Below are 25,408 nucleotides of genomic sequence, written 5' to 3'. Positions count from 1 at the left end.
TAATTATGTTACAAAGATAAATATGTTTATAATGATTCCAAATAAAAATAATGTTAAATCACAAAAATTTCATCATTCCCAATATTCTTTTTATCTTAGGCAAAACGAAAAGTAACATTTATGTCAAAAAAAATCAAAGATTTCGGAATTGAAAAATCTTTAAAAAATCTCGGAATAAAAGATGAAAATAAAGGAACTTCCATGGGAGGTAAATTTTTTGCTTCCGGGAAAACAATCGAAAGTTATTCACCGTCAGACGGAAGATTAATCGGAAAAATAAAAACTTCAGCAGAGAAAGATTATGACAAGGTAATTGAAACTGCACAACAAGCTTTCAAAGAATTCAGAATGATCCCAGCTCCTAAAAGAGGAGAGTTTGTAAGACAATTGGGTCAGAAATTAAGAGAATATAAAGACGATTTGGGGAAACTCGTTTCTTACGAAATGGGAAAATCTTTGCAGGAAGGTCTTGGTGAAGTTCAGGAAATGATCGACATCTGCGATTTTGCGGTAGGTCTTTCAAGACAGCTTCACGGGTACACCATGCATTCCGAAAGACCGGGTCACAGAATGTACGAACAATATCATCCGCTTGGGATTGTGGGAGTAATTACCGCTTTCAACTTTCCTGTTGCCGTTTGGGCTTGGAATACTGCTTTAGCATGGATTTGCGGGAACGTTACGATCTGGAAACCATCAGAAAAAACTCCTTTCTGTGCAATTGCTTGTCAGAATATCATGATGGAAGTTTTAAAAGAAAACAATCTTCCGGAAGGTATTTCGAGTGTTTTGGTTTCAGATCACGAGATCGGGCAAAAATTAGTTGATGACAAACGAGTATCATTAATTTCATTCACGGGTTCAACCAAAGTAGGAAGAATGGTTTCATCTAAAGTGGCTGAAAGATTCGGAAAATCAATCTTAGAATTGGGTGGAAACAACGCCATCATCATTTCTAAAGATGCAGATCTGGATATGTCAATCATCGGAGCTGTTTTTGGAGCTGTTGGAACTGCAGGACAAAGATGTACATCAACAAGAAGATTGATTATTCATGAAGATGTTTATGATGAAGTGAAAAACCGTTTGGTAAAAGCTTACGGACAATTAAAAATTGGAAATCCTTTAGATGAAAACATGCACGTTGGACCGCTTATCGACGTTCACGCAGTGAATCAATACGAACTAGCCATTGAAAACTGTATTCAGGAAGGCGGAAAATTTGTTGTGGAAGGTGGAGTTTTGAAAGGAAAAGATTACGAATCAGGATGCTACGTAAAACCATGTATCGCTGAAGTTGAAAATTCTTTTGAAATTGTACAGCACGAAACTTTTGCACCGATTTTATATTTAATTAAATACAAAACTTTAGAACAGGCAATCGCAATTCAGAACGATGTTCCTCAGGGTTTATCTTCGGCAATAATGACTCAGAATTTAAGAGAGGCTGAATTATTCCTTTCTCAGGCCGGTTCAGACTGTGGAATTGCCAACGTAAATATCGGAACTTCAGGTGCTGAAATCGGTGGAGCTTTTGGTGGTGAAAAAGAAACAGGAGGCGGTAGAGAATCTGGTTCTGATGTCTGGAAATATTACATGAGAAGACAAACCAACACGATTAATTACACAGCAAATCTTCCACTGGCACAGGGAATCAAATTTGATTTATAAAATATTTTATTAAAATATTCAAGTTATTTAAAGATTTAAAAAACAAGCATTCACAATTTTTAAATCTTTAAATATTTTTAATTATTCAATCACAACAATATGGAACATACAGTAGAAACAAAAATAAATAAAGTAAAAGAAATCGTAGGAAAGCACGTTCTGGCAGACGGTTTTGATTTTGTCATGGACATAGAAAACTCTCATGGATCTTGGATTCATGATTCACTTACAGGTAAAAATTATCTGGATATGTTTTCAATGTTTGGCTCGGCTTCGATTGGATATAATCATCCTTATCTGGTTGAAAAATCTGAATGGTTAGGCAAAATGGCCATCAATAAACCCACTTTGGCAGACGTTTATTCTAAAGAATATGCAGACTTTTTGGAGACTTTTGAAAGAGTTGTCATGCCGGAAGAACTTCAATATGCATTTTTCATTGAAGGCGGAACAATGGGCGTTGAAAATGCGATGAAAGCATGTTTCGACTGGAAAACAAGAAAGAATTTTGATAAAGGTCTTGATATTGAAGCAGGAATCTGCATTCACTTCAGACAGGCATTTCATGGAAGAAGCGGTTACACTTTGAGTTTAACGAATACTTCAGACCCAAGAAAATATCAGTATTTCCCGATGTTTGAATGGCCAAGAATTTTGAACCCGAAACTGACTTTCCCGATTACAGAAGAAAATCTTGAAGAAACCATCAATAATGAAAGATTAGCATTATTAAATATTGGTGAAGCAATTTTATCAAATCCTGACAAAGTTGCGTGTATTATCATCGAACCTATCCAGGCTGAAGGTGGCGACAATCATTTTAGAGATGAGTTTTTTGTTGAATTAAGAAAACTGTGTGACGAGCACGAAGTTTTATTAATCTTTGACGAAGTGCAAACAGGAATCGGAATCACCGGAAAAATGTGGTCTTTTGAACATTTCAGTGTAAGACCGGATATTATTTCTTTTGGTAAAAAAACGCAGGTTTGCGGTGTTTTGGCAAACAGAGAAAAGTTTGACGAAGTTCCAAACAATGTTTTTAGAGAAAGCTCAAGAATCAATTCAACTTTTGGTGGTAACTTTATTGATATGCTGCGTTTCCAATTAGTAATGGAAGTAATTGAAAAAGAAAATCTGGTTGAAAATGCAAAAGTTGTGGGCGAATATTTATTAGAAGGCTTACAAAATTTAGCTCAAAAATATCCTGAGAAAATTTCTAACGCTAGAGGAAGAGGGTTGATGTGTGCAATTGATTTGCCAACACAGGAACAAAGAAATGAATTGAGAGAAATCTTGTTTGAAGACGGATTAATCATACTTTCTTGTGGTGATCAATCTATCCGTTTCAGACCTCATTTGAACGTTACAAAAGAAGAAATTCAGATTGCTTTAGACAAAATTGATAGCAATATTAATAAAATTTAAAATTTCAAAATTTGGAATTGTAAAAAAAACGTCCTATATTTAGATACTCAAAATGTATATTATATGGAACGTAACACGAGAGTATCAGTTTTTGAAAGCGATAAACCTTCAGAAATTCAGTTGATCAAGTCTAAATTAGAAGATGCGCAAATTACCAATGCCGTAGAAAATAATTATCTTACTTTCACTACAACTCCTACTGCGACATCGCTGAAGGTAATGGTAGATTTGCAGGATGAGAAGAAAGCATTTGATGTAATTGATGCTTATCTTCAACAAAATCAGAATCAATAAAAATCAATTTCATAATTTTAAATTTTACTACTTCGGAACCGAAAATTAATTCAAATTAGTTTTCGGTTTTTTTTGCCAAATTTTAAAAATAAAATTATCGATTGTCAAATAATAAATCATTACAGATAAAAATTTTTCTGATTGTCCATAATTCGTAATGGGTGAAAAACTTTGAAAGCTTTAATAAGTGAAACGGCTTTGTGTAACTTAAAAAGCAGTTAGTAGTTAAAAAATCTTGGCGAACTTTGCGTTAAAATTAGATACTATTATTAATAACGGACATTCAATAAAATTTTAAATATTAAAAAATAAACTCAATGACTCAAAATAATACCTTCGAATTCAGGAAAGCTGAAACTTCAGACAAAGATATCATCTGGGAAATCATTCAACAATCTATTGAACGAAGAAGAATTGATGGCAGTACCCAATGGCAAAACGGTTATCCCAATGAGCAAACAGTTGAAAGTGATATTGCTAAAAATTTTGGTTTTGTACTTACAGTCAATGATGAAATTGCGGTCTATGTTGCCTTGATTTTCAATGATGAACCAGCCTACAGTACTATAGACGGAGCCTGGCTTACCAATGGTGAATTTGTTGTCATACATAGAGTTGCAGTCTCGGAAAAGTTTGCGGGGCAAGGTCTTGCCAAAAAACTATTCGATCAAATTGAAGATTATGTAAAATCTCAAAATGTTCAAAGCATCAAAGTTGATACGAACTATGATAATGCTGCAATGCTGAAAATTCTTGAGTCAAAAGGCTATACTTATTGTGGTGAAGTAATCCTCGCTGGTGGAGTAAGAAAAGCATTCGAAAAAGTATTGATTTAAAAAAATTCAAAAGGTTAAATCTGTTTCAATTGATTCTTTAAGAAACTATATATTCATAAACTCTATTGAGTTTGTTCGTTTAGTTCCGAACTAAGTTTTACTTTTGCTCAGAATTAATATGCTATGAATTGTAATTGTCAACAATCTACTTAAACAATTATATAGCTGTTATTAAAAATAAATTTCTACATATGAATAAAAGTATAGAAATTGACGAGAAGATCTTTCAGGATGCAGTAAAGTTTTGCAGCACGATGTTCAATCTTCCGCCATTGGCTTCTAAAATCTATTCCTATCTAATTTTCGATTTTGAAAAGGTAGGAATTACTTTTGATGAATTTGTGGATGTTTTTTCAGCAAGCAAAAGTTCGGTTTCCACCAATATCAAATTACTTCTCAATGCTCAATTGATTATTGATGTAAATAAAATAGATGAGCGAAGAAGGTATTTCTACACCAACAGCGAATACAAGAAAGTGAGGTTTGAAAAAATTGTTCAAAAAATGCAGGACGAACTCAACTTGATAGAAGACCTTCGGAAATTCAGAAAATTAAAGAAAGTAGATGATAAAGATTTTGAAGATAAAATGGAAGTCTACAAATCTCTTTTAAATAAAAATATCATAAATATTCAGGAATCTCTTAATAAACTATAAAAATGACAAACAAGCTTATACTATTTTCTGTAGCAGCATTTTCTTTGACTGCCTGCAAAAAAGAAGCTCCGAAACAGGATGGTCCAAAACCATATCCAGTAATTTCGGCGGAAAATAAAAATATAACGGGATATGATGTCTTCCCTGCAAGTATTGAAGGTAGAGTAAACAATGACGTGAGAGCTAAAATTTCGGGGTACATCACTCAGGTTTTGGTAGATGAAGGTCAATATGTTACAAAAGGACAACCTTTATTCCGTCTAGAAACGAATACTTTAAACGAAACTGCAGCAGCAGCGAAAGCAGGAGTAGGTGCCGCACAATCGAATATCGCAGCGGCTCAAGCGGCAGTAAACGCAGCTCAGGTTGAAGTAAATAAGCTGAAACCTTTGGTTGAAAAAAATATTATCAGCAATATTCAGCTTCAGACGGCTCAGGCAAATCTTTCTCAGGCACAAGCTCAGGTTCAGCAGGCAATCGCTGCGAGACAACAAGCCAATGCCAATTACAAAGGAGCAGCTGCTAACGTTGATTACTCAATTATCCGTGCGCCTATTTCTGGGGTGATCGGTAAATTACCATTAAAAGTAGGAAGCTTAGTTGGACCAACAGACCAGACAGCACTAACTACGATTTCAGATACTTCAGAAGTTTTCGCTTATTTTTCAATGAATGAAAAAGAATATTTTGACTTCCTTGAAAAATCTGTCGGAGCAAGTGTTCCTGAAAAAATTAAAAATCTTCCGATGGTTGAACTTCAATTAGCAAACGGAAGTATTTATCCTGAAAAGGGGAGAATTGAAGCGATTACGGGTTCTATTGATCCAACAACGGGAACTATTCAGTTCAGAGTTGCATTCAAAAATGCACAGAAACTTTTAAGCAACGGAAATAGCGGAACGATAAGATTCCCTAAAACATTTGATAACGTTTTGGTGGTTCCGGAAAGTGCAACTTACGAACAGCAAGGCATTGTTTACGTTTATAAAGTTGAAAAAGACACCGCAAGAAATACCGTTGTTGAAGTAATCGAAAGAATAGACAATTTAGCTTTAATAAAATCCGGACTTAAAAAAGGTGAAGTCATTATTGCAGCAGGAACTGGAAACATTAAGCCAGGAACTGCCGTAAAACCTAAAAAAGTTAGCATGGATAGTCTTGTTCAATCAGTAAAACCGAAATTCTAATGATAAAAAACTTTATTAACAGACCGGTTTTATCCACTGTAATCTCCATCCTGATCGTAATTCTCGGGGTTTTGGGACTTACAGCGCTTCCGGTTACACAGTATCCAGACATTGCACCGGCTACGGTGAGTGTGAGAGCAAACTATACCGGAGCCAACGCTGAAACCGTAATGAAGAGTGTGGTTGTTCCTTTGGAGGAACAGATCAACGGTGTTGAAGGAATGGACTACATTACTTCTACAGCAGGTAATGATGGTTCGGCTCAGATTCAGGTGTTCTTTAAACAAGGAGTTGATGCAGATATTGCTGCTGTAAACGTACAAAACCGTGTAGCAAGAGCATCCCCGTTACTTCCGAGTGAAGTGACAAGAGCGGGTGTGGTAACTCAGAAACAGCAGACGAGTGCATTGATGTACCTTTCTTTCTATTCTGAGAATAAAAATATTGATGACGTTTATCTTCAGAACTTTCTGAATATCAACGTTATTCCAAATCTTCAAAGAATCAATGGAGTAGGTGAAGCCAACGTATTTGGTGGAAAAAACTACTCGATGAGAGTTTGGCTAGATCCTGCTAAATTGGCAGCGTATGGAATCACACCAACTGAAGTTACAACTGCCATTAATGACCAAAGTAGAGAAGCTGCTGCGGGATCTTTAGGTCAAAACAGTGGAAGTTCTTTTGAATATATCATTAAATATGTCGGAAAATTCAGTGAAAAGGAGCAGTATGATGATATTATCATTAAATCTCTTCCAGACGGACAAAATTTAATGTTGAAAGACGTTGCTAAAGTAGAATTAGGTGGACTTTCTTATTCAGGTGTTGGTGAAAATGGCGATAATCCTTCCATCAGTATGGGGGTTTTCCAGACTCCGGGATCAAATGCGCAGGAGATTATTGAAAATATCAAAAAACAGCTTAAAGAAAATGAAAGTTCATATCCTGAAGGTGTAAAATATACTTTCAACTTTGATACTAATGAATTCTTGGATGCATCTATCGAAAAAGTAATTCATACTTTGATTGAAGCGTTTATCCTGGTATTTATTGTGGTTTACATTTTCTTACAGGACTTCAGATCAACCTTGATTCCGGCGATTGCGGTTCCGGTATCGATTGTGGGAACATTTTTCTTCCTGAATTTATTTGGATATTCATTAAACCTTTTAACGCTTTTCGCATTGGTATTAGCGATCGGTATTGTGGTAGATGATGCGATTGTCGTCGTCGAAGCTGTACACGCTAAGATGGAAAACGGTATTTCGAATGCTAAGAAAGCAACCGTTGAGGCGATGGATGAAATTACAGGAGCGATCATCTCTATTACTTTGGTAATGGCGGCGGTATTTATTCCGGTAACGTTTATTACAGGACCAACCGGTGTATTTTATCAGCAGTTTGGGATCACTTTGATTATTGCGATCATTATTTCAGCTGTAAACGCATTGACATTGAGTCCGGTTTTATGTTCATTATTCTTAAAACCACACGAAGATCATCACGAAGATTATAAAAATAAAAATTTCATTCAGAAGTTCTTTTATAAATTTAATATTGGATTTAAAACTGCAACAGATCGTTACGGAAGAGGATTTAATTTCTTAATTAAACATAAATGGGTGACCTTACTAATTCTCGTGGGCACTTGTGGAATTATCTATTGGGCAAACGGAAGCATGAAAAAAGGTTTCGTACCTACAGAAGACCGAGGAATTATCTTTACAGATGTACAACTTCCGCCGGGAGCATCTATGGAAAGAACTTATAATGTTTTGAAAACTTTACAGAAAGACGCTCTTAAAATTCCTGGAATTCAGAATGTCACTATTTCTACGGGTAGAGGATTATTGTCAGGAAATGGTAGTAATAATGGTCTTGCTTTCGTTAAATTAAAACCATTTGACGATAGAAAAGGTGATGGATTATCATCAGAAGAAATTTCGAAAAGATTATTTGGTCTGGCAGGAAAAGTGCCGGATGCGAAGGTAGTATTCTTCCAACCTCCAAGTGTACCCGGTTTTGGTAACAGTGCTGGTTTTGAGATGGTGCTTTTAGATAAATCAGGAGGCGATTTTGCTGATTTGGATGCTAAAACAAATGAATTTATCGGAAACTTAATGAAGAGACCGGAAATTGAATTTGCCCAGACTTCATTCAACACAAAATATCCGCAATACATGATGGAGATCAATGTTCCTTTAGCTAAGCAAAAAGGAGTTTCTGTGAATGATATTTTGGCTACGATGCAGGGATATATCGGTGGAATTTATGGTGCTGACTTTACCAAATATGGAAAACAGTTCAGAGTAATGATTCAGGCTCTTCCTGAAAACAGAGTAAGTGCAGAAGATCTTAACCAGTATTATGTAAAGACAAGTTCAGGAGAAATGTCACCGATTTCACAGTTTGTGACATTAACTAAAACGTATGGTCCGCAATCAGTAGGGCGTTATAACCTATTTACTTCAGTAAAAATTACGGGAGCCAACAAAGCCGGTTTCAGTTCTGGTGATGCGATTACGGCAGTTCAGCAAGTTGCGAGCGAAACTTTAGATCAGAATTATGATGTTGAATTTACAGGTCTTACACGAGAAGAATTAAGTTCAGGATCTCAGACTTTACTGATCTTTGCTTTAAGTTTGGTGTTTGTATACTTCATTCTTTCTGCTCAGTACGAAAGTTACATTCTGCCCCTAGTTGTGGTAATTTCACTTCCTCTTGGGGTGATGGGAGCTTATTTCGGACAGAAAATAATGGGACTTGAAAACAATATTTACTTCCAGATTGCATTAATCATGTTGGTCGGATTATTGGCGAAAAATGCAATTTTGATTATCGAATTTGCAGTTCAGAGAAGACATCATGGTGAAACGATTGTAGAATCTGCCATCAATGCAGCTAAAGCGAGATTGAGACCGATTTTGATGACATCATTGGCATTTATCTTCGGTTTACTACCGTTGGTTTTAGCAAGCGGAATTGGTGCTGTCGGTAACAGATCAATCGCAACTGGTGCTTCGATAGGACTATTGATAGGTACGATCTTAGGAGTTTTTGTAATTCCTGTATTATACGTGGTTTTCCAGACTTTGCAGGAGAAAATCAAGCCGATCAAACCAAAAGACATCAATCTAGCTGAATAAGAAATCTTTAAGATTTAAATAATGAAAAATTTATCAATAATAAAAGGAACTGCTTTTTCAGTGCTCACCGCTCTGGTTATTACTTCTTGCCATGTACGAAAGGAGTATGAAAGACCTGCAGCTGTAGTAGATGAAAAACTCTTCCGTACAGATATGCTTCCGCAGGATAGCACAAGCACGGCAAATGTTTCCTGGAAAGAAATATTTACCGATCCTATCCTTCAAAAGCATATTTCTAAAGCTTTAGAAAACAATTTAGATATAAGAATCGCTCTGCAGAACATTACTTCTGCAGAAGCGTATCTGAGACAGAGTAAAGCTGCCTATCAACCGACTTTAACGGTAGGGCCTGGTTATACTTTTCAGACTCAATCTTTAAACACTCAATTTGGACAGATCATCGGAGAGAGAAGGTATGTCAACCAGTTTGACATTACCGGAAGTATCGCTTGGGAAGCTGACTTATGGGGAAAATTAAAAGCCCAGGAAAAAGCGCAATTAGCAACTTACTTAGGAAATGTTGCCGCACACCAGTCTGTAAAAAGTGATTTGGTTTCTTCAATTGCTTCAAGTTATTATCAATTATTGACTTTAGACAATCAAAAAAAGATTATTAACGAAACTATAAAAGTTCGTGAGAATAATCTTGAAACTACGAAAGCTTTAAAAGAAGCAGGAACTTTAACGGAAGTTGCGGTTCAGCAAAGTCAGGCTTTGGTTTATAATGCACAGTCATTATTAATCGATATCGACACTCAAATTCAGCAGTTGGAAAACACGATGAGTCTTTTAATGGGTGAATCTTCACAAGCAATTGAAAGATCAACTTTAGAAAACCAAACTCTTCCAGCAAACTTTGCATTAGGTTATCCTGCCAATTTATTGGCAAACCGTCCCGATGTAATGCAGGCAGAATTTAGCTTGATGAATGCTTTTGAATTAACAAACTCTGCAAAAGCTCAGTTTTATCCAACATTAAAACTGACAGGAAGTGGAGGATTGCAGTCTGTTGACATCGATCATTTGTTTAGTGTGAATTCTCTATTTGCAAGTTTGATCGGAGGTTTGGCTCAGCCGATTTTGAATAAGAGACAGATCAAAACCAATTATGAAGTTAGTTTGGCAAATAAAGAAACGGCGTATTTAAATTTTAGAAAAACTGTTCTTACAGCCGGAAAAGAAGTTTCTGATGCTATCAGAGTTTTTTCGGTACAGGATTCTTTTATTGATTTAAAGCAGAAAGAATTAGATTCATACAAAAAATCTGTTGATTATTCTCAGGAGTTGGTCAACTACGGAATGGCAAATTACCTTGAAGTTTTAAATGCCAATGTCAACTCTTTAAATGCCGAATTGAATATTTCTAATGCACAATACAGTAAAATGAAAGCGGCAGTAGATTTATACAGAGCTTTAGGCGGTGGTTGGAAATAAAAAGGTTAAGCCTTCATTTTAGACTAATAAATCAAAATAAATTGAACGTATGCTGTTTTCAGCATACGTTTTTTTTTGATTATTTTTAGATTCCACTTGTAAATATGTAGTTAACTACGTAGTTTTGTACATAAATAAATTTATGATAGAAATAAAGCCGATAGGCAACCCATATTCAGAAGCAGTCATTGATTTAATTTTGAATATTCAGCAGAAAGAATTTAATGTTCCCATAACTATTGATGATCAACCGGATCTTCTTCGTATCGATGAATTTTATTTTGCGACTGGCGGAAATTTTTGGGGAGCATTTATCAACGGTGAAATTGTAGGAACGATAGCTTTGGTGAAGTTTGATGAAAAAGCGGCGGCAATCAGGAAGATGTTTGTCAAAAAAGATTTCAGAGGAAAAGAATACAGCATTGCGCAAAAACTGTTAGAAATACTCATTACGTACTGTCGTGAACATGGTATTGATGAAGTTTATTTAGGAACGGTATCTATATTACAAGCAGCATTACGTTTCTACGAAAAGAATCATTTCTCGATTATCGAAAAGGAAAAACTGCCATCAAAATTTCCTTTAATGAATGCTGATAACGTTTTTTGTTTCCTCGATTTAAAATCTTAGTTATGAATGTTATCAACGAATCAGGTATTTTGGCCTTATCGACAAGACTACAAATACTCAGTGAACAGTTGCGCAAGGACGGAGCTTTAATCTACAGAGAATTCGGAATCGATTTTGAGCCGAAATGGTTTCCTGTTATTTTCACATTACACCACAAAAAAATATTGAGTGTTGTAGAGATTGCTAATGAAATAGGGTACAGTCATCCTTCCACCATCAGTTTGTTAAAAGAACTTGAAAAGCAAAAAATGATCATTTCTAAAAAACACAAATCTGATGAGCGTAAACGTCTGATTGAATTATCCCCAAAAGGTTTAGATTTAATTGAAAAAATGCAGCCTGTTTGGGAGTTAATTTCTACGATTTTAGGTGAAATAGCAGATAATAACAATCATTTGCTGAGGGCAATAGAAGAAGCAGAAGAAAAATTGGCAACGCAATCATTTTTGCAAAGAGCAATACAAATGAAAAATACCAAATAGCTCTTTTAATTTTTGTCATTTCTTTAGAGAATTTTCAGAAAATCGAAATTGTCTTTAGATCAAAGCATTTTCTTAAATAAAATTTAACAAATTATTTGCAAATATGGTTTAATTACTTACTTTTGTACCGCTTCGTGTGAAAAGCGCAAAGATGACGGGGAATTAGCTCATTTGGCTAGAGCGCTACACTGGCAGTGTAGAGGTAACGGGTTCGACTCCCGTATTCTCCACTTAAACAAAACTTTATCAAACCATATTAAAAGCTATGAAGAAACTTTTTTTACTTTTAGTGACTACTTTTTTACTAATAGGATGTACTGCTGATGACGAAACAATCTATGATTATATAGGAACTTGGTCTGGCACGTACACAGGAAGCGATAAAGGAGTATGGAATTTTGTGGTTTCTGACGACGGAAATGTTAAAGGAACAATGCATTCTGAAGTCAATAACGAAAACTATAACATTTCAGGTCACTTGGACGCTTCAGGGCAATTAACAGCAGAACTTGGTTTGCCATCCGATGGACAATTTTCAGGAACTTTGACCCCAGATAAAAAAGGAAGCGGAAACTGGACAAACGCAGTACCAACGCCAACAAGAAGCGGTGCTTGGATTGGAGAAAAAAATAAATAATTTCTAAATTATACTATTGAAAACCTGTAAACAAAGTTTACAGGTTTTTTTGTGTTTCCAAGTTATCTATAGGCATAAAAAATCTGCTGAATTAGCCAAATCTACGAGAAAAAATCGACTTTCTATTTTCGAATAAACTTAAATTCAATTTAAAGAAATCCCATCTTAATAATTTCATCATCTTTTTTCAAAACTACAAAGTGAAACTGTACGTCGTTTCCGGAAAAATGTTTTTGAAAAACATATTCATTAAGCGGTTTTTCTGCAGAAATAATTTCTTTAAAATGCTCCGACTGGTATTCATCAAAATCAATTTTCAAAGTCTCCACAATGATTTCATCAACGCTGATACTTTTATCTAAAATTAAACTGTAATCCCATAATCCCGCAGAAATTGATATTAAATTTTCAAGACTTGGAATGATTCCAAATTGAAAGTCTTTTAGCATCTGCATACCTGTATCTGTAGCAATTCCGTTTTTCACAGTTCTTTTCCCCTTTTCTGAAATACTGTCTAAGTCTTTAATCTCAGTCATGAGCTTTGCAAACTTCTGATAGAGTAGGGCATCATCACATTCTTTAATATAGGGCTCCAGACATTGCCTGAAAGCTTTACCGATCTTAGAGCAATGACCAAATTCTGAACTGTTCTGACGAACTTTTTCGTACGATGCGCTTTTCTTAAAAGCATTTTTATTAAAGCCACTTTTCTTCCGAACGACATTTTTACCATTCAGATTATAAAAAACCAAATCTCCTACCGTTCCGTTAATTTTTAAAAAGCTTTCATACGTTGCCATGTTATCAATATTGAACTTCAAATATAATGATTATTTTTAATTATTATAATTTTAACATATAATTATAGTATAGTTGTAGTATAGTTATAGTATAATTAAATTTTTTATATTTATATTTGTTTTAATTAATGAGGTAGACTAAAAATCAATTAGATATGAATTTAAAATCAATACGATTTAAGGAAGTTTTAAGACAGTTTGTTTTTCTGTCAATTTCTGCAACGATCATCATTTCATGTGGAAGTTCGAAAGCTGTCTCCAAATCAAAAAACTCGTCGAGCTCAAAGGTTTCAAAATCAGAAAGCCTGAGAAAATTAGATTCAAAATTTGACGGTAAACTTTCCAGTTCAATGAAAAATATTTTAAAAGATGCTGAAAGATATTTAGGAACGCCTTATAAATTTGGTGGAAATACATCTTCGGGTTTTGACTGTTCGGGCTTGACCACAAAAGTCTTTGACGAAAATGGATTGAAGCTTCCTAGAAGATCAGCTGATCAGGCAAATGCCGGAAAAAATATAGATTTGGAAGAAGCAAAACCTGGCGACCTTTTATTTTTTGCCACAGCGGGTGGAAGTAAAGTTTCTCATGTAGGCATTGTGCATACTATTGAAAATGATGGAGAAGTAAAATTCATTCACGCATCGACTTCTAAAGGGGTAATCATTTCGTCTCTCAACGAAAAATACTGGAATAAAGCCTATCTTCATGCACAAAGAGTTTTGTAATTGGCAGTGAATTTAATGCATCTGGAATTATAAATAATTCGTTTTCAAAATCATAAGTTTGAAAGGCTTTTGCTGAACTTTTTTGTATATTTGACGACATATTTATTAAACTGATTTAAACTTAAAACATGTCGTTACAACAAACTATTGAAAATATCTGGGATAATAGAGATTTATTACAAAATGAAGACAGCAAAGTAGCTATCAGAGAAGTTATTTCTCTTTTAGATTCCGGAAAACTTCGTGTTGCTGAACCTACAGAAAACGGATGGCAGGTAAACGAATGGGTAAAGAAAGCCGTAGTAATGTATTTCCCAATCCAGAAAATGGAAACTATTGAAGTAGGTCCTTTTGAATTTCATGATAAAATGCCTTTGAAGAGAAATTATGCTGAAAAAGGAGTTAGAGTTGTACCTCATGCAGTTGCAAGAGAAGGTTCTTTCATTGCTTCAGGTGTTATTTTGATGCCTTCTTATGTGAATATTGGAGCTTATGTAGACTCAGGAACGATGGTTGATACTTGGGCGACGGTTGGAAGTTGTGCACAGATTGGTAAAAACGTACACTTGAGTGGTGGTGTTGGTATTGGCGGAGTTTTGGAGCCACTTCAGGCTGCACCAGTAATCATTGAAGACGATTGTTTTATTGGTTCAAGATGTATCGTTGTAGAAGGTGTTCATGTTGAAAAAGAAGCAGTTCTAGGAGCGAATGTTGTATTGACCGCTTCCACTAAAATTATCGACGTTACAGGTTCAGAGCCGATTGAAATCAAAGGGAGAGTTCCTGCGCGTTCAGTGGTAATTCCGGGAAGTTATACCAAACAATATCCAGCGGGAGAATTTCAGGTTCCTTGTGCTTTGATTATTGGTCAGAGAAAAGAATCGACAGATAAAAAGACGTCACTGAATGACGCTCTGAGAGAGAATAACGTTGCGGTTTAAATTGTAATTAACCTAAAACTAATCATCTTGAAAGAAAAATTTTTAAAGTTTATTTTAAACCCCAGATATATATTTGGGGTTTATCTTATTATAGCGATAGTAACCGCTATTTCGAAATACTCAAGAGGAAACTCCATCAATAATTATCTGATTTTTAAATTTACGTACATCAATACAATTCTTGAGAAAAATTTATATCTCCAATATCCGGAGCATTTTCAGGATTCTAATCATTACGGAATTTTTTTTAGCGCACTCATTGCTCCATTTGCTTTAATGCCAGATTGGCTCGGAATTTCTCTTTGGAATGTTGCCAATACCTTTATTTTTATTTATGCTATTCATAAACTTCCTTTCTCGGACGGTAAAAAAGCTATTTTCGCCTTATTATGTTTGCAGGAATTTATCACAGCAGCCTTAAGTTTACAATTTAATATTGCTCTTGTCGGCTTGCTGATGTTGTCAGCAACTTATATTTATGAAAAGAAAGAAGTAAAATCTGCAACCGCACTCATGGTTGGAGTTTTTGTAAAAATCTATGGAGTTGTAGGTTTATCACAGTTTTTCTTCATTAAAAATAAAACTAAATTTATCATTGCCGGAATTGTTATCGGATTATTATTCTTTGTATTCCCAATGATTTATTCAAGTCCTGAATTTGTTATTCAAAGTTATAAAGATTGGTCAGTCTCACTCGCAGAAAAAAACGGACAAAATCAAAGTTTAAACAGCTATCAGGACATTTCTCTGATGGGTTTTGTAAGAAGAATTTTAGGTGATGCATCTATTTCCAATCTCTCATTTTTAGCGTTTGGTCTGCCATTATTTGCTTTACCATATATTAGAATTAAGCAGTATAAAAATTATGCTTTTCAGCTGATGATATTGGCATCAACTTTACTGTTTTTGGTATTATTCAGTTCAGGATCAGAATCTCCTACTTACATTATTGCAGTTGCTGGAGTGATGATCTGGTTTTTCCTTCAAAAAGAAAGATCACCTTTGGTTTTGGGAATGCTTATTTTTGTAATTATTCTTACGTGTTTTTCGCCTTCAGATTTGTTTCCAAAATCTGTAAAAGTAAATTACATTATCAAGTATTCTCTAAAAGCAGTACCTTGCATTGTCGTTTGGTTTAGAATAATTTATGAATTAATGACCAGAGATTTTGAAAAAGATTATAGCCTGACATGATAGCTTATGAAATCGCCATTACAAATCTGCAAGCCTAAAAAGATTAGGCGATTCCATATGACCATTAAAAAACAATAAATATATACACATGAAAAAAATATCTATTGTAATTCCCGCCTATAATGAAGAAGGAAATGTTGCGCTAATTCACCAAAAAATTAAAGAAGTTTTTTCAGGATTACCTCATTATGATTTTGAAATTATTTTTGTAAACGACGGAAGCAGAGATAACACACAGCAACAATTAGAAATTTTATCTAAAAAATTTGACGAAGTAAAATTTATCGAATTTTCAAGAAATTTCGGACATCAGCCTGCTGTGAAAGCCGGTATGGATAGTGCGTTAGGAAATGCAGTAATTTCAATGGATGGTGACCTTCAGCATCCACCGGAACTCATTCCGAAAATGATTAAAAAATGGGAAGAAGGCAATGATGTTGTTCTGACAATTAGAAAATATCCTAAAGAAATTTCTGTCTTCAAAAGAAAAACTTCAGACTTTTTTTACAAGATTCTGTCAGGATTATCTGATGTCAATCTTACCAAAGGCGGCGGTTCAGACTTCAGATTGATGGATGCCAATGTAGTTGAAGTGATGAGAAAATTCAATGAAGATGATTTATTTCTGCGTGGGCTGACAAGCTGGATGGGCTTCAAACAAAGCGCTATAGAATTTACAGCTTCTGAACGGGTTTCAGGGCAAAGCAGTTACAACCTAAAAAAGATGATTACTTTTGCTTTTACAGGAATCACGGCATTCAGTGTAAAGCCATTGTACATCGCAGCATATTTAGGATTTTTATTTTCAGCATTTTCGGTAATTGGTTACGGCGCTTACGTTATTTATGCTTTCGTTGCACAAACGGAAATCTCAGGATGGGCATCATTGATTATGACCATCGTTTTTTTTGGCGGCTTGCAGTTGATTATTTTAGGAATCATAGGAATTTATTTAGGTAAAATTTTTAAACAGGTAAAAGCAAGGCCAAATTACATTGTAAAAAATAAAAACTTTTAAAAAGGGATTACAATCTTTCCAGAAGACTTTAAATCCGGAATTTTATATAAAATACAGTCATGAAGATAGCATTTGATGCAAAGCGTTTTTTTCACAATACATCGGGTTTAGGCAACTATTCTCGTGATTTAATCAGAATTTTGTCTCAATATTTTCCTGAAAATGAATATATCTTACTCAATAAAAATAAGTCTGAAAGAGGGAAAGAAATTTTAGAACAAAACAATGTTCATTTCATTGAATCTTCAAAAGGAAAATTTTCCCGTCAGTTTAAAATGGGGAAAGATGCACAGGCTCAAAATGCAGATGTATTTCACGGATTATCAGGTGAATTACCTTTAAAATGGGATAAAACTCCGATCAAAAAAGTAGTGACGATTCATGATTTAATTTTCATGCGTTATCCACAATACTATTCTTTTTTTGACCGGAAAATTCATTTTTGGAAGTTTAAAAAAGCAGTAGAATCTGCAGATAAAATCATTGCAATTTCCGAGCAGACTAAGCAGGATATTATTTATTACTTAAAAGTTCCTGAAAATAAAATTGAGGTAATTTATCAGGGCTGTCATCATGCTTTTAAAGAAAATCAATCAGAGGATTTCATTCAGAAAACCAGAGAGAAATTCAGTTTACCAGAAAGACTCATCTTAAATGTTGGAACAATTGAAGAGCGTAAAAATCTCTTAAACATTGTGAAAGCAATCGATAAAACTGAGATTCCATTGGTTGTTGTCGGAAGAAAAACAAAATATTTCAAAAAAGTTCAGTACTTTATCCGTAAAAACAAAATGGAAAATCAAGTCCATTTTCTTGAGGGCGTTTCGATGAATGAGTTGGCTGTTATCTACAAGCTTGCCGATATTTTTGTCTATCCGAGCTTTTTTGAAGGTTTTGGAATTCCTGTTATTGAAGCTTTATTTTCAAAAACCGTGACGATTACCAGCAACACAAGTTGCCTTCCCGAAGCTGGAGGTAATGATTCAGTTTATATTGATCCTAAAAATTATTTAGATTTAAGATCAAAAATACAGTTTCTTTGGGACAGTGAATCTGAAAGAAAACGCCGTGCTGATAAGGGTTTTGAATTTGTTCAAAAATTTAATGATGAGCCGATTGCCAATGAACTGATGAGTTTTTATCAAAAAATTATTTCGTAAAATTCTTGTCAGTTTAAAAATAAGTTCTACATTTGTACCACAATATTCAAAGAAAATGAAACCGAATTTCTCAACACTTCATCATTATCATCATCTCAGCTAAGGCGGAAGTGATTGATATTTTGTGTTGAATTCATAAAAATAAATTAAAAACCGTCTGAGTAAGAACGGTTTTTTTTGTTTCCACATTTCTGTGAAATTTTTATAAATCAACTTCATTTACTCAGACTAAAACTTATAAAAAAGTAATGAGTAAATTAAAAATTGCTATTCAGAAAAACGGTCGGTTGTACGAAGAATCTCTTCAACTTCTCAAAGATTGTGGCATTTCTGTAAACAACGGTAAAGATCAGCTGAAGGTTTTGGTAGATAATTTTCCGTTGGAAATTATGTATCTCAGAAACTCCGATATTCCGCAATATCTGGAAGATGGAGTAGTAGACATTGCGATTGTTGGTGAAAATCTATTGGCAGAAAAACAGAAGCAAAATGAGATTGTACAGAAATTAGGTTTCTCAAAATGTCGTGTTTCTTTAGCGATTCCTAAAGATGTAGATACTGATCAACCGCTATATTTTCAAGGAAAAAAGATTGCTACATCTTATCCCAACACCCTCAAAAAGTATTTGACCGAAAACGGTATTCAGGCAGATATTCACGTGATTTCAGGTTCTGTAGAAATTGCTCCGAACATCGGACTTGCAGACGGAATCTGCGATATCGTGAGCTCTGGAAGCACTTTATTCAAAAACGGACTGCGTGAAACCGTAACGCTGTTAAAGTCAGAAGCCGTGTTAGCAAAAAATATTAATCTGAATTCTTCTCAGGAAGAAATTTTAGATAAGTTGCTTTTCAGAATTAAAGCGGTTTTAAAGGCGAAAAATTCTAAATATATTTTAATGAATGTCCCAAATAATAAGATTTCAGAAATCTCTGATGTGCTTCCTGTTTTAAAAAGTCCGACGGTGATTCCGCTTGCTGAAGAGGGTTGGAGCAGCATTCATTCAGTTATTGATGAAGAACGGTTTTGGGACGTCATTGATGAATTAAAACTGAAAGGTGCGCAGGATATTTTAATCATTCCAATCGATAAAATGGTTATTTAAGATGAATATTTACAAAAATCCAAAAAGAGAAACCTGGTTTGAACTTACAAAGAGACCGATTTTTAAAAAGCAGGAAATTTCAGAAATCATCAAAGAAATCTTCGCTGAAGTTGAGAAAAATGGTGATCAGGCGTTAATTAAGTATGCTGAAAAATTTGATTCTGCAACAATTAATCAGTTACAAGTAACTCCAAACGAAACTGATCAAGCGGAAAATTTAATTTCGGAAGATTTAAAACTGGCCATTCAGACAGCGAAAGAGAATATTACAAAATTTCATGCTTCTCAGAAAAGTGAAATTCAGAAAATTGAGACTACAAAAGGGGTCATTTGCTGGAGAGAAAACCGTGCAATCGAAAAGGTGGGAATCTACATTCCTGGTGGAACGGCACCTCTATTTTCTACAGTTTTAATGCTTGCAATTCCGGCACAATTAGCGGGTTGCAAAGAGATTATTTTGTGTACACCACCAGATCAGAATGGAAATATAAATCCTGCAATTTTGTATGCAGCACAGCTTTGCGGGATTTCAAAAATATTCAAAGTAGGCGGAGCGCAAGCAGTTGCAGCAATGACGTTTGGTACAGAAACCATTCCGAATGTCTATAAAATTTTCGGTCCGGGTAATCAGTTTGTCGTTGCGGCAAAAGATTTCACTCAGAATTTTGGGGTGGCCATCGATATGCCTGCAGGGCCAAGTGAAGTTTTGGTCATCGCTGATGAAAATACTGTTCCTGAGTATTGTGCTGCAGATTTATTGTCACAAGCTGAGCATGGAAGCGACAGTCAGGTGATTTTTATATCTACAGATTTGAATGTTTTAAATGAAACGATTGATGAAGTTAAAAAGCAAATCAAAGAACTTCCCAGAAATGAATTTGCTCAGCAATCTTTAAACAATAGCCATTTTATTTTGCTGGATTCTGTGGATGAAGCATTAGAATTCAGCAATCTGTATGCACCAGAACATTTGATTTTAGCGGTTGATCAATTTGAAAATTATATTGAGCAAATTCAAAATGCAGGTTCGGTATTTCTTGGAAATTATTCGTGTGAAAGTGCCGGAGATTACGCCAGCGGAACAAATCACACACTTCCCACCAATGGTTTTGCCAAAAATTACAGCGGAGTTTCATTAGACAGTTTCGTGAAGAAAATTACGTTTCAAAATCTTTCGAAAAAAGGATTAGAGAATTTAGGAAAAACGATTGAACTCATGGCGGAAGCAGAAGGTCTTTTAGCCCACAAAAATGCAGTATCCATTAGATTAAAATAAGATGATGACAACAATAGATATTCAAAAATTAGTTAGAAAAAATATTTCAGAATTAAGACCTTACATCAGTTTTAGAGATAATAATGCATTTGAAAATCCTTTATTGATGGATGCGAACGAAAGTCCGTTTGGTGAATTTAATCGCTATCCGGATTCTACGCACAAGAATCTAAGAGAAAAAATATCGGCTTTTAAAAACATTTCAGCCAGTCAGATTGCCATCGGAAACGGAAGTGATGAATTGATCGATTTGATTATAAAGATTTTCTGCGAACCAAAAAAAGATTCTGTTTTGGTTATGAATCCATCTTTTGCGATGTATGGATTTTATGCAGCAATCAATGAAAATAAAGTTTTGCAGCTCAATCTCAATGAAAATTTTGAAATTGTAAAGGAAGATTTTTTAAATATAATAAAAGAAAATCAACCTAAAATATTATTTCTATGTTCACCTAACAATCCAACAGGAAATTCAATCGAGGACATTGAATTTTACATCCGAAATTTTAACGGAATTGTGGTTGTGGACGAAGCGTATATTGAGTTTTCAGAACAAAAATCTAGTCTTGAATTAATCAATGAATATCCCAATCTGATTGTTTTGCAAACATTCTCAAAAGCTTGGGGTTTGGCCGGAGCAAGAGTGGGAATTGCTTACTCATCGGTAGAAATCACTAATTTTATCTACACGGTCAAATCGCCTTACAATGTCAATATTTTGAGTCAGAATTTAGTTTTAGAAAAATTGGATCAGGTCGAAGATTTTCAAAATAATTTGAATGAAATTTTGAAAGAAAGAGATTGGTTAAAAGATCAGCTTAAAAACATAGTATGTGTTACGAAAGTATATCCCACGGATGCTAATTTTTTTCTGATTGAATTTACAGAAGGAGAAAAAGTTTATGAAAAATTACTTGAAAATGAAATTCTGACCAGCAAAAGATTTCCTCAGATTCCCAACTGCATCAGAATCAATGTCGGAAATAGAAATGAAAATGAACTTTTAATCAATACTTTAAAAAATATTTAAAATGAAAAAAGTATTATTCATCGATCGCGACGGAACTTTAATCATTGAGCCATCAACAGATTTTCAGGTTGATTCTTTGGAAAAGCTTGAATTTTATCCGGGAATTTTTCAAAATTTATCTAAAATAGCAAAGGAATTCGACTACGAACTGGTGATAGTAACCAATCAGGATGGTTTGGGAACAGATAGTTTTCCGTTTGAAGATTTTATAAAACCGCAGGAGAAAATGCTGCTAACTTTTGAAAATGAGGGAATTGTTTTCGGCGACATTCTGATTGATAAAAGTTTTGAGCATGAAAATTCGCCCAATAGAAAACCTGAAATCGGAATGTTGGGGAAATATGTTTACGGGAATTACGACTTGAAAAATTCCTTTGTGATTGGAGACAGGCTGACCGATATTCAGTTAGCTAAAAATTTAGGTTCAAAAGCCATCCTCATCAGTGAAGTTGAAAATGAAAATGCGGAATTGACGACGAGAAACTGGAATGAAATCTATCAATATTTAAGGCAAATTCCACGAAAAGCTAAAGTCTATAGAAAGACCAATGAAACCGAGATTGAAGTTGAAGTTAATCTTGACGGTAACGGAAATTCTGAAATCTCAACTGGTTTACATTTTTTTGATCACATGCTCGAACAAATTTCGAAACACGGGAATTTAAATTTAAAAATTAAAGTAAACGGAGATTTGCAGGTTGACGAACACCACACGATTGAAGATACCGGAATTGTTTTTGGAAAGGCAGTTTTACAAGCTTTAGGTAAGAAGAAAGGAATTGAAAGATATGGTTTTCTACTTCCGATGGACGATTGTCTGTCTCAAGTGGCGATTGATTTTGGCGGGCGGCCTTGGTTGGTATGGGATGCTGATTTTAAAAGAGAAAAAATTGGCGATGTTCCGACAGAAATGTTTTATCACTTTTTTAAATCCTTTACAGATGCTGCAAAATGCAATTTAAATATTAAATCTGAGGGTGAAAACGAGCATCATAAGATTGAATCAATCTTTAAAGCTTTTGCAAAAGCGATAAAAATGGCAGTTAATCAAACTGATCAAAACTATAATTTACCATCAACAAAAGGGAGTTTATAAAATGATAGCGATTATAAAATACAACGGCGGAAACGTGAATTCTGTTCAGAATGCTATAGAAAGATTGGGCGCAAATTCAATCATTACCGATGATTTTGAACTGATAAAAAATGCTGATAAGGTTATTTTTCCAGGCGTTGGAGAAGCTTCTTCTACGATGAAAGTTTTAAGAGAAAAAGGCTTAGATCAGTTAATTCCAAGTTTGAAGCAGCCTGTTTTGGGAATTTGCCTCGGGATGCAGTTGATGTGTAAAAATAATGAGGAAGGAAACACAATAGGAATGGGAATTTTTGATTGTGATGTTAGAAGGTTTCCACCTCTTGATCTCGTTCCTCACATGGGCTGGAATACGGTTTCTGAATTGAAAGAGCCTTTGTTCTCAGAGATTTCAGAAGAATATGATTTGTATTTTGTCCACAGTTTTTATTGTGAATTATCTGAAAGTACAACTTCAGTTTGTGATTACATTTTGCCTTTCAGCGCTTCTTTGCAGAAAGATAATTTCTTTGCGACTCAATTCCATCCAGAGAAATCGGGGGAATTCGGGAATCAATTACTCAAAAACTTTTTAAAAATTTAATTATGAAAATAATTCCTGCCATAGATATCATCGACGGAAAATGTGTGCGACTGTCAAAAGGTGATTACAATACTAAGAAAATTTATAATGAAAATCCACTTGAAGTTGCCAAAGAATTTGAAGATTCTGGAATTCAGTTTCTCCATTTGGTGGATCTGGATGGTGCGAAATCAAAACATATTGTCAATCAGAAAGTGCTTGAAACAATCGCAAAAGAAACGTCATTACACATCGATTTTGGTGGCGGACTGAAAACTGAAGATGATATTGAAATCGCTTTTAATTCAGGGGCTTCGAAAATTACCATCGGCAGCATCGCAGTTCAGAATCCTGAATTTTGTTTCCAATTAATTGAAAAATATGGTTCAGAAAAAATAATTCTCGGAGCCGATTGTGAAAACCAGAAAATAAAAACTTCAGGCTGGTTGGAAGAAAGTGATAAAAATGTGATTGATTTTATTCTTGATTATCAGAAAAAAAACATTCAAAATGTAATTTGTACAGACATATCAAAAGATGGAATGTTGGAAGGTACTTCAACCAAATTGTATCAGGAAATTTTAGATAAGACAACAATTCAATTAGTTGCAAGCGGCGGAATTTCATGTATTGAAGATGTTTATCTGATGAAAGAAATAGGATGTGCGGGAACCATTATTGGAAAAGCTATTTATGAGGGTAAAATATCATTAAATCAACTTCAAAATTTTATTCAAAATGCTTAAAAAAAGAATAATTCCTTGCTTAGACATTAAAGACGGAACGACAGTAAAAGGAATCAACTTTGAAGGGCTGAGAAATGCCGGAAATCCAATTGATTTAGCCAAAAAATACGAAAATGAAGGAGCTGACGAACTGGTTTTTCTCGACATTACGGCGACCATCGAAGAACGAAAAACTTTTGTCGAATTGGTGAAAAATATCGCTAAAGAACTAAGTATTCCTTTCACAGTGGGTGGCGGAATTGCTTCCGTAGAAGACGTCAGAAAATTATTGGAAGCCGGAGCTGATAAAATCAGCATCAATTCTTCTGCTGTTAAAAATCCTTATCTGATTTCTGAATTAGCAAAAGAATTTGGAAGTCAGTGCATCGTTGTAGCAATCGATACAAAATTCGTAAATGATGATGATTGGGTTTTTGTGAAAGGGGGAAGAGAAATGACTGCGTTGAAAACTTTAGATTGGGCTAAAAAAGTTGAAGAATTAGGAGCAGGTGAGATTCTTTTAACGTCAATGAATGGTGACGGAACGAAAAATGGCTTTGATTTAAGATTGACAAAACTGATTTCAGAAAATGTAAATATACCGGTTATCGCTTCTGGTGGTGCGGGAAAAATTAAAGATTTTGAAGATGTTTTTAACCAAACAAAAGCAACCGGAGCTTTAGCTGCCAGCGTTTTCCATTTTGGAGAAATTAGTATTGATGGCTTAAAAAATGAATTGAAAAATAGAAATATCAACATAAGATGAAAATAGATTTTAATAAAACAAACGGCCTTGTTCCTGTAATTATTCAGGACGAAAGAACATTGCAGGTTTTGATGCTTGGTTATATGAATGAAGAGGCTTTTAATAAAACAAAAGAAGAAGGAATTGTCACTTTTTTCAGCCGTTCAAAAAACAGATTATGGACAAAAGGTGAAGAGTCGGGGAATTTTTTAACGGTAAAAAATATTCAAATCGATTGTGATCAGGATACAATTTTAATTAAAGTCATTCCAAAAAATACAGTTTGTCACACCGGAAACTTCAGCTGTTTTGGCGAGAAGGATTCTAAAGGTTTTCTATATGAATTGGAAAGCAAAATTGCTCAGCGAATTGATGATCAAGTAGAAAATTCCTATACCTATTCTCTATTTCAGAGAGGCATCAATAAAGTGGCACAAAAAGTAGGCGAGGAGGCTGTAGAATTGGTAATAGAAGCAAAAGATGAGAATGCTGATTTATTTAAAAATGAAGCGGCAGATTTACTATATCACTTTTTAATTTTATTGAAAGCGAAAAACTTTTCTTTAGATGAAATTGAAGAAATTCTATTGGATAGAAATCAATAAAAAAACCTGCAGAATAGACTGCAGGT

At 34.5% G+C, this 25,408-nt stretch carries 25 protein-coding genes and 1 tRNA gene; 25 read left to right on the top strand and 1 reads right to left on the bottom strand.

From position 1 onward, the window contains the following. The first annotated feature begins 120 nt into the window (after positions 1 to 120). From LNP04_RS02270 to LNP04_RS02215, 12 genes are all read left to right on the top strand, one after another. On the top strand, positions 121 to 1,671 hold the full coding sequence (locus LNP04_RS02270) for an aldehyde dehydrogenase family protein (RefSeq protein ID WP_229984967.1): 1,551 nt from the start codon (positions 121 to 123) through the stop codon (positions 1,669 to 1,671). Positions 1,672 to 1,770: 99 nt separating this feature from the next. Then, positions 1,771 to 3,096, top strand: coding sequence for an L-lysine 6-transaminase (gene lat / locus LNP04_RS02265; RefSeq protein WP_229984966.1), 1,326 nt, complete (start codon positions 1,771 to 1,773; stop codon positions 3,094 to 3,096). Between the two features lie 63 nt (positions 3,097 to 3,159). After that, positions 3,160 to 3,390 carry a DUF2007 domain-containing protein gene (locus LNP04_RS02260; protein ID WP_129537152.1) on the top strand — a complete coding sequence of 77 codons (231 nt, stop codon included), beginning with the start codon at positions 3,160 to 3,162 and terminating at the stop codon, positions 3,388 to 3,390. Positions 3,391 to 3,707: 317 nt separating this feature from the next. Continuing rightward, entirely contained in the window at positions 3,708 to 4,226 is a 519-nt protein-coding gene (locus tag LNP04_RS02255) for a GNAT family N-acetyltransferase (RefSeq protein ID WP_229984965.1), read from the top strand. Positions 4,227 to 4,417: 191 nt separating this feature from the next. Continuing rightward, positions 4,418 to 4,882, top strand: coding sequence for a transcriptional regulator (locus tag LNP04_RS02250; RefSeq protein ID WP_229984964.1), 465 nt, complete (start codon positions 4,418 to 4,420; stop codon positions 4,880 to 4,882). A 2-nt stretch (positions 4,883 to 4,884) separates the two neighbouring features. After that, the gene (locus LNP04_RS02245) at positions 4,885 to 6,069 is read left to right on the top strand and encodes an efflux RND transporter periplasmic adaptor subunit (RefSeq protein WP_229984963.1); all 1,185 of its coding nucleotides are present in this window, start codon (positions 4,885 to 4,887) and stop codon (positions 6,067 to 6,069) included. After that, the gene (locus LNP04_RS02240) at positions 6,069 to 9,215 is read left to right on the top strand and encodes an efflux RND transporter permease subunit (RefSeq protein ID WP_229984962.1); all 3,147 of its coding nucleotides are present in this window, start codon (positions 6,069 to 6,071) and stop codon (positions 9,213 to 9,215) included. Before LNP04_RS02245 ends, LNP04_RS02240 begins: the two co-directional genes overlap by 1 nt. A gap of 21 nt (positions 9,216 to 9,236) precedes the next feature. Beyond that, on the top strand, positions 9,237 to 10,649 hold the full coding sequence (locus LNP04_RS02235; protein ID WP_229984961.1) for an efflux transporter outer membrane subunit: 1,413 nt from the start codon (positions 9,237 to 9,239) through the stop codon (positions 10,647 to 10,649). Positions 10,650 to 10,791: 142 nt separating this feature from the next. Next, entirely contained in the window at positions 10,792 to 11,280 is a 489-nt protein-coding gene (locus tag LNP04_RS02230; RefSeq protein WP_229984960.1) for a GNAT family N-acetyltransferase, read from the top strand. A gap of 2 nt (positions 11,281 to 11,282) precedes the next feature. Then, the gene (locus tag LNP04_RS02225) at positions 11,283 to 11,762 is read left to right on the top strand and encodes a MarR family winged helix-turn-helix transcriptional regulator (RefSeq protein ID WP_229984959.1); all 480 of its coding nucleotides are present in this window, start codon (positions 11,283 to 11,285) and stop codon (positions 11,760 to 11,762) included. Positions 11,763 to 11,918: 156 nt separating this feature from the next. Beyond that, positions 11,919 to 11,992: transfer RNA gene (locus tag LNP04_RS02220), tRNA-Ala, on the top strand. A 35-nt stretch (positions 11,993 to 12,027) separates the two neighbouring features. Continuing rightward, positions 12,028 to 12,399: a hypothetical protein gene (locus LNP04_RS02215; protein WP_229984958.1), complete on the top strand. Its 372-nt coding sequence runs from the start codon at positions 12,028 to 12,030 to the stop codon at positions 12,397 to 12,399. Positions 12,400 to 12,548: 149 nt separating this feature from the next. On the opposite strand, the gene LNP04_RS02210 is transcribed toward LNP04_RS02215, so the two are convergent. Beyond that, the gene (locus LNP04_RS02210; protein ID WP_229984957.1) at positions 12,549 to 13,220 is read right to left on the bottom strand and encodes a hypothetical protein; all 672 of its coding nucleotides are present in this window, start codon (positions 13,218 to 13,220) and stop codon (positions 12,549 to 12,551) included. 134 nt (positions 13,221 to 13,354) lie between these two features. Between LNP04_RS02210 and LNP04_RS02205 the strand changes: the two genes are divergently transcribed. The 13 genes from LNP04_RS02205 to hisIE all read left to right on the top strand — a co-directional run bounded on the left by LNP04_RS02205 (position 13,355) and on the right by hisIE (position 25,382). Further along, complete coding sequence (locus LNP04_RS02205; protein WP_229984956.1) at positions 13,355 to 13,927, top strand: C40 family peptidase; 573 nt, start codon at positions 13,355 to 13,357, stop codon at positions 13,925 to 13,927. A 128-nt stretch (positions 13,928 to 14,055) separates the two neighbouring features. Next, entirely contained in the window at positions 14,056 to 14,868 is an 813-nt protein-coding gene (locus LNP04_RS02200) for a 2,3,4,5-tetrahydropyridine-2,6-dicarboxylate N-succinyltransferase (RefSeq protein ID WP_229984955.1), read from the top strand. Between the two features lie 21 nt (positions 14,869 to 14,889). Next, complete coding sequence (locus LNP04_RS02195) at positions 14,890 to 16,062, top strand: glycosyltransferase family 87 protein (protein WP_229986336.1); 1,173 nt, start codon at positions 14,890 to 14,892, stop codon at positions 16,060 to 16,062. 88 nt (positions 16,063 to 16,150) lie between these two features. After that, on the top strand, positions 16,151 to 17,080 hold the full coding sequence (locus LNP04_RS02190; RefSeq protein WP_229984954.1) for a glycosyltransferase family 2 protein: 930 nt from the start codon (positions 16,151 to 16,153) through the stop codon (positions 17,078 to 17,080). Positions 17,081 to 17,139: 59 nt separating this feature from the next. After that, positions 17,140 to 18,240, top strand: coding sequence for a glycosyltransferase family 1 protein (locus tag LNP04_RS02185; RefSeq protein WP_229984953.1), 1,101 nt, complete (start codon positions 17,140 to 17,142; stop codon positions 18,238 to 18,240). Between the two features lie 248 nt (positions 18,241 to 18,488). Beyond that, positions 18,489 to 19,346, top strand: a complete 858-nt coding sequence (hisG, locus tag LNP04_RS02180) for an ATP phosphoribosyltransferase (protein WP_229984952.1) — start codon at positions 18,489 to 18,491, stop codon at positions 19,344 to 19,346. A gap of 1 nt (position 19,347) precedes the next feature. After that, the gene (gene hisD / locus LNP04_RS02175; RefSeq protein WP_229984951.1) at positions 19,348 to 20,622 is read left to right on the top strand and encodes a histidinol dehydrogenase; all 1,275 of its coding nucleotides are present in this window, start codon (positions 19,348 to 19,350) and stop codon (positions 20,620 to 20,622) included. Position 20,623: 1 nt separating this feature from the next. Then, a complete protein-coding gene (gene hisC, locus LNP04_RS02170; RefSeq protein WP_229984950.1) occupies positions 20,624 to 21,652 on the top strand; it encodes a histidinol-phosphate transaminase in 1,029 nt (342 codons plus the stop codon). Position 21,653: 1 nt separating this feature from the next. Beyond that, positions 21,654 to 22,748 (top strand): bifunctional histidinol-phosphatase/imidazoleglycerol-phosphate dehydratase HisB, encoded by a 1,095-nt coding sequence (hisB, locus tag LNP04_RS02165; protein WP_229984949.1) that lies wholly within the window; start codon positions 21,654 to 21,656, stop codon positions 22,746 to 22,748. Between the two features lies 1 nt (position 22,749). Then, positions 22,750 to 23,328 carry an imidazole glycerol phosphate synthase subunit HisH gene (gene hisH / locus LNP04_RS02160; protein ID WP_229984948.1) on the top strand — a complete coding sequence of 193 codons (579 nt, stop codon included), beginning with the start codon at positions 22,750 to 22,752 and terminating at the stop codon, positions 23,326 to 23,328. Between the two features lie 2 nt (positions 23,329 to 23,330). Then, complete coding sequence (gene hisA, locus LNP04_RS02155; protein WP_229984947.1) at positions 23,331 to 24,053, top strand: 1-(5-phosphoribosyl)-5-[(5-phosphoribosylamino)methylideneamino]imidazole-4-carboxamide isomerase; 723 nt, start codon at positions 23,331 to 23,333, stop codon at positions 24,051 to 24,053. Beyond that, positions 24,046 to 24,798, top strand: a complete 753-nt coding sequence (gene hisF / locus LNP04_RS02150; protein ID WP_229984946.1) for an imidazole glycerol phosphate synthase subunit HisF — start codon at positions 24,046 to 24,048, stop codon at positions 24,796 to 24,798. Before hisA ends, hisF begins: the two co-directional genes overlap by 8 nt. Beyond that, on the top strand, positions 24,795 to 25,382 hold the full coding sequence (hisIE, locus tag LNP04_RS02145; protein WP_229984945.1) for a bifunctional phosphoribosyl-AMP cyclohydrolase/phosphoribosyl-ATP diphosphatase HisIE: 588 nt from the start codon (positions 24,795 to 24,797) through the stop codon (positions 25,380 to 25,382). The genes hisF and hisIE overlap by 4 nt, the downstream gene beginning before the upstream one ends. The last annotated feature ends 26 nt before the right edge of the window (positions 25,383 to 25,408 follow it).

The organism is Chryseobacterium sp. C-71 (genome assembly GCF_020911865.1).
Taxonomy (GTDB): Bacteria; Bacteroidota; Bacteroidia; order Flavobacteriales; family Weeksellaceae; genus Chryseobacterium.
This window is presented reverse-complemented; position numbering and strand designations above follow the sequence as displayed.

Bases quoted from the DNA above. Each gene is read 5' to 3' on its own strand.
- LNP04_RS02270 (WP_229984967.1), top strand. From the start codon at position 121: ATGTCAAAAAAAATCAAAGATTTCGGAATTGAAAAATCTTTAAAAAAT.
- lat (WP_229984966.1), top strand. From the start codon at position 1,771: ATGGAACATACAGTAGAAACAAAAATAAATAAAGTAAAAGAAATCGTA.
- LNP04_RS02260 (WP_129537152.1), top strand. From the start codon at position 3,160: ATGGAACGTAACACGAGAGTATCAGTTTTTGAAAGCGATAAACCTTCA.
- LNP04_RS02255 (WP_229984965.1), top strand. From the start codon at position 3,708: ATGACTCAAAATAATACCTTCGAATTCAGGAAAGCTGAAACTTCAGAC.
- LNP04_RS02250 (WP_229984964.1), top strand. From the start codon at position 4,418: ATGAATAAAAGTATAGAAATTGACGAGAAGATCTTTCAGGATGCAGTA.
- LNP04_RS02245 (WP_229984963.1), top strand. From the start codon at position 4,885: ATGACAAACAAGCTTATACTATTTTCTGTAGCAGCATTTTCTTTGACT.
- LNP04_RS02240 (WP_229984962.1), top strand. From the start codon at position 6,069: ATGATAAAAAACTTTATTAACAGACCGGTTTTATCCACTGTAATCTCC.
- LNP04_RS02235 (WP_229984961.1), top strand. From the start codon at position 9,237: ATGAAAAATTTATCAATAATAAAAGGAACTGCTTTTTCAGTGCTCACC.
- LNP04_RS02230 (WP_229984960.1), top strand. From the start codon at position 10,792: ATGATAGAAATAAAGCCGATAGGCAACCCATATTCAGAAGCAGTCATT.
- LNP04_RS02225 (WP_229984959.1), top strand. From the start codon at position 11,283: ATGAATGTTATCAACGAATCAGGTATTTTGGCCTTATCGACAAGACTA.
- LNP04_RS02215 (WP_229984958.1), top strand. From the start codon at position 12,028: ATGAAGAAACTTTTTTTACTTTTAGTGACTACTTTTTTACTAATAGGA.
- LNP04_RS02205 (WP_229984956.1), top strand. From the start codon at position 13,355: ATGAATTTAAAATCAATACGATTTAAGGAAGTTTTAAGACAGTTTGTT.
- LNP04_RS02200 (WP_229984955.1), top strand. From the start codon at position 14,056: ATGTCGTTACAACAAACTATTGAAAATATCTGGGATAATAGAGATTTA.
- LNP04_RS02190 (WP_229984954.1), top strand. From the start codon at position 16,151: ATGAAAAAAATATCTATTGTAATTCCCGCCTATAATGAAGAAGGAAAT.
- LNP04_RS02185 (WP_229984953.1), top strand. From the start codon at position 17,140: ATGAAGATAGCATTTGATGCAAAGCGTTTTTTTCACAATACATCGGGT.
- hisG (WP_229984952.1), top strand. From the start codon at position 18,489: ATGAGTAAATTAAAAATTGCTATTCAGAAAAACGGTCGGTTGTACGAA.
- hisD (WP_229984951.1), top strand. From the start codon at position 19,348: ATGAATATTTACAAAAATCCAAAAAGAGAAACCTGGTTTGAACTTACA.
- hisC (WP_229984950.1), top strand. From the start codon at position 20,624: ATGATGACAACAATAGATATTCAAAAATTAGTTAGAAAAAATATTTCA.
- hisB (WP_229984949.1), top strand. From the start codon at position 21,654: ATGAAAAAAGTATTATTCATCGATCGCGACGGAACTTTAATCATTGAG.
- hisH (WP_229984948.1), top strand. From the start codon at position 22,750: ATGATAGCGATTATAAAATACAACGGCGGAAACGTGAATTCTGTTCAG.
- hisA (WP_229984947.1), top strand. From the start codon at position 23,331: ATGAAAATAATTCCTGCCATAGATATCATCGACGGAAAATGTGTGCGA.
- hisF (WP_229984946.1), top strand. From the start codon at position 24,046: ATGCTTAAAAAAAGAATAATTCCTTGCTTAGACATTAAAGACGGAACG.
- hisIE (WP_229984945.1), top strand. From the start codon at position 24,795: ATGAAAATAGATTTTAATAAAACAAACGGCCTTGTTCCTGTAATTATT.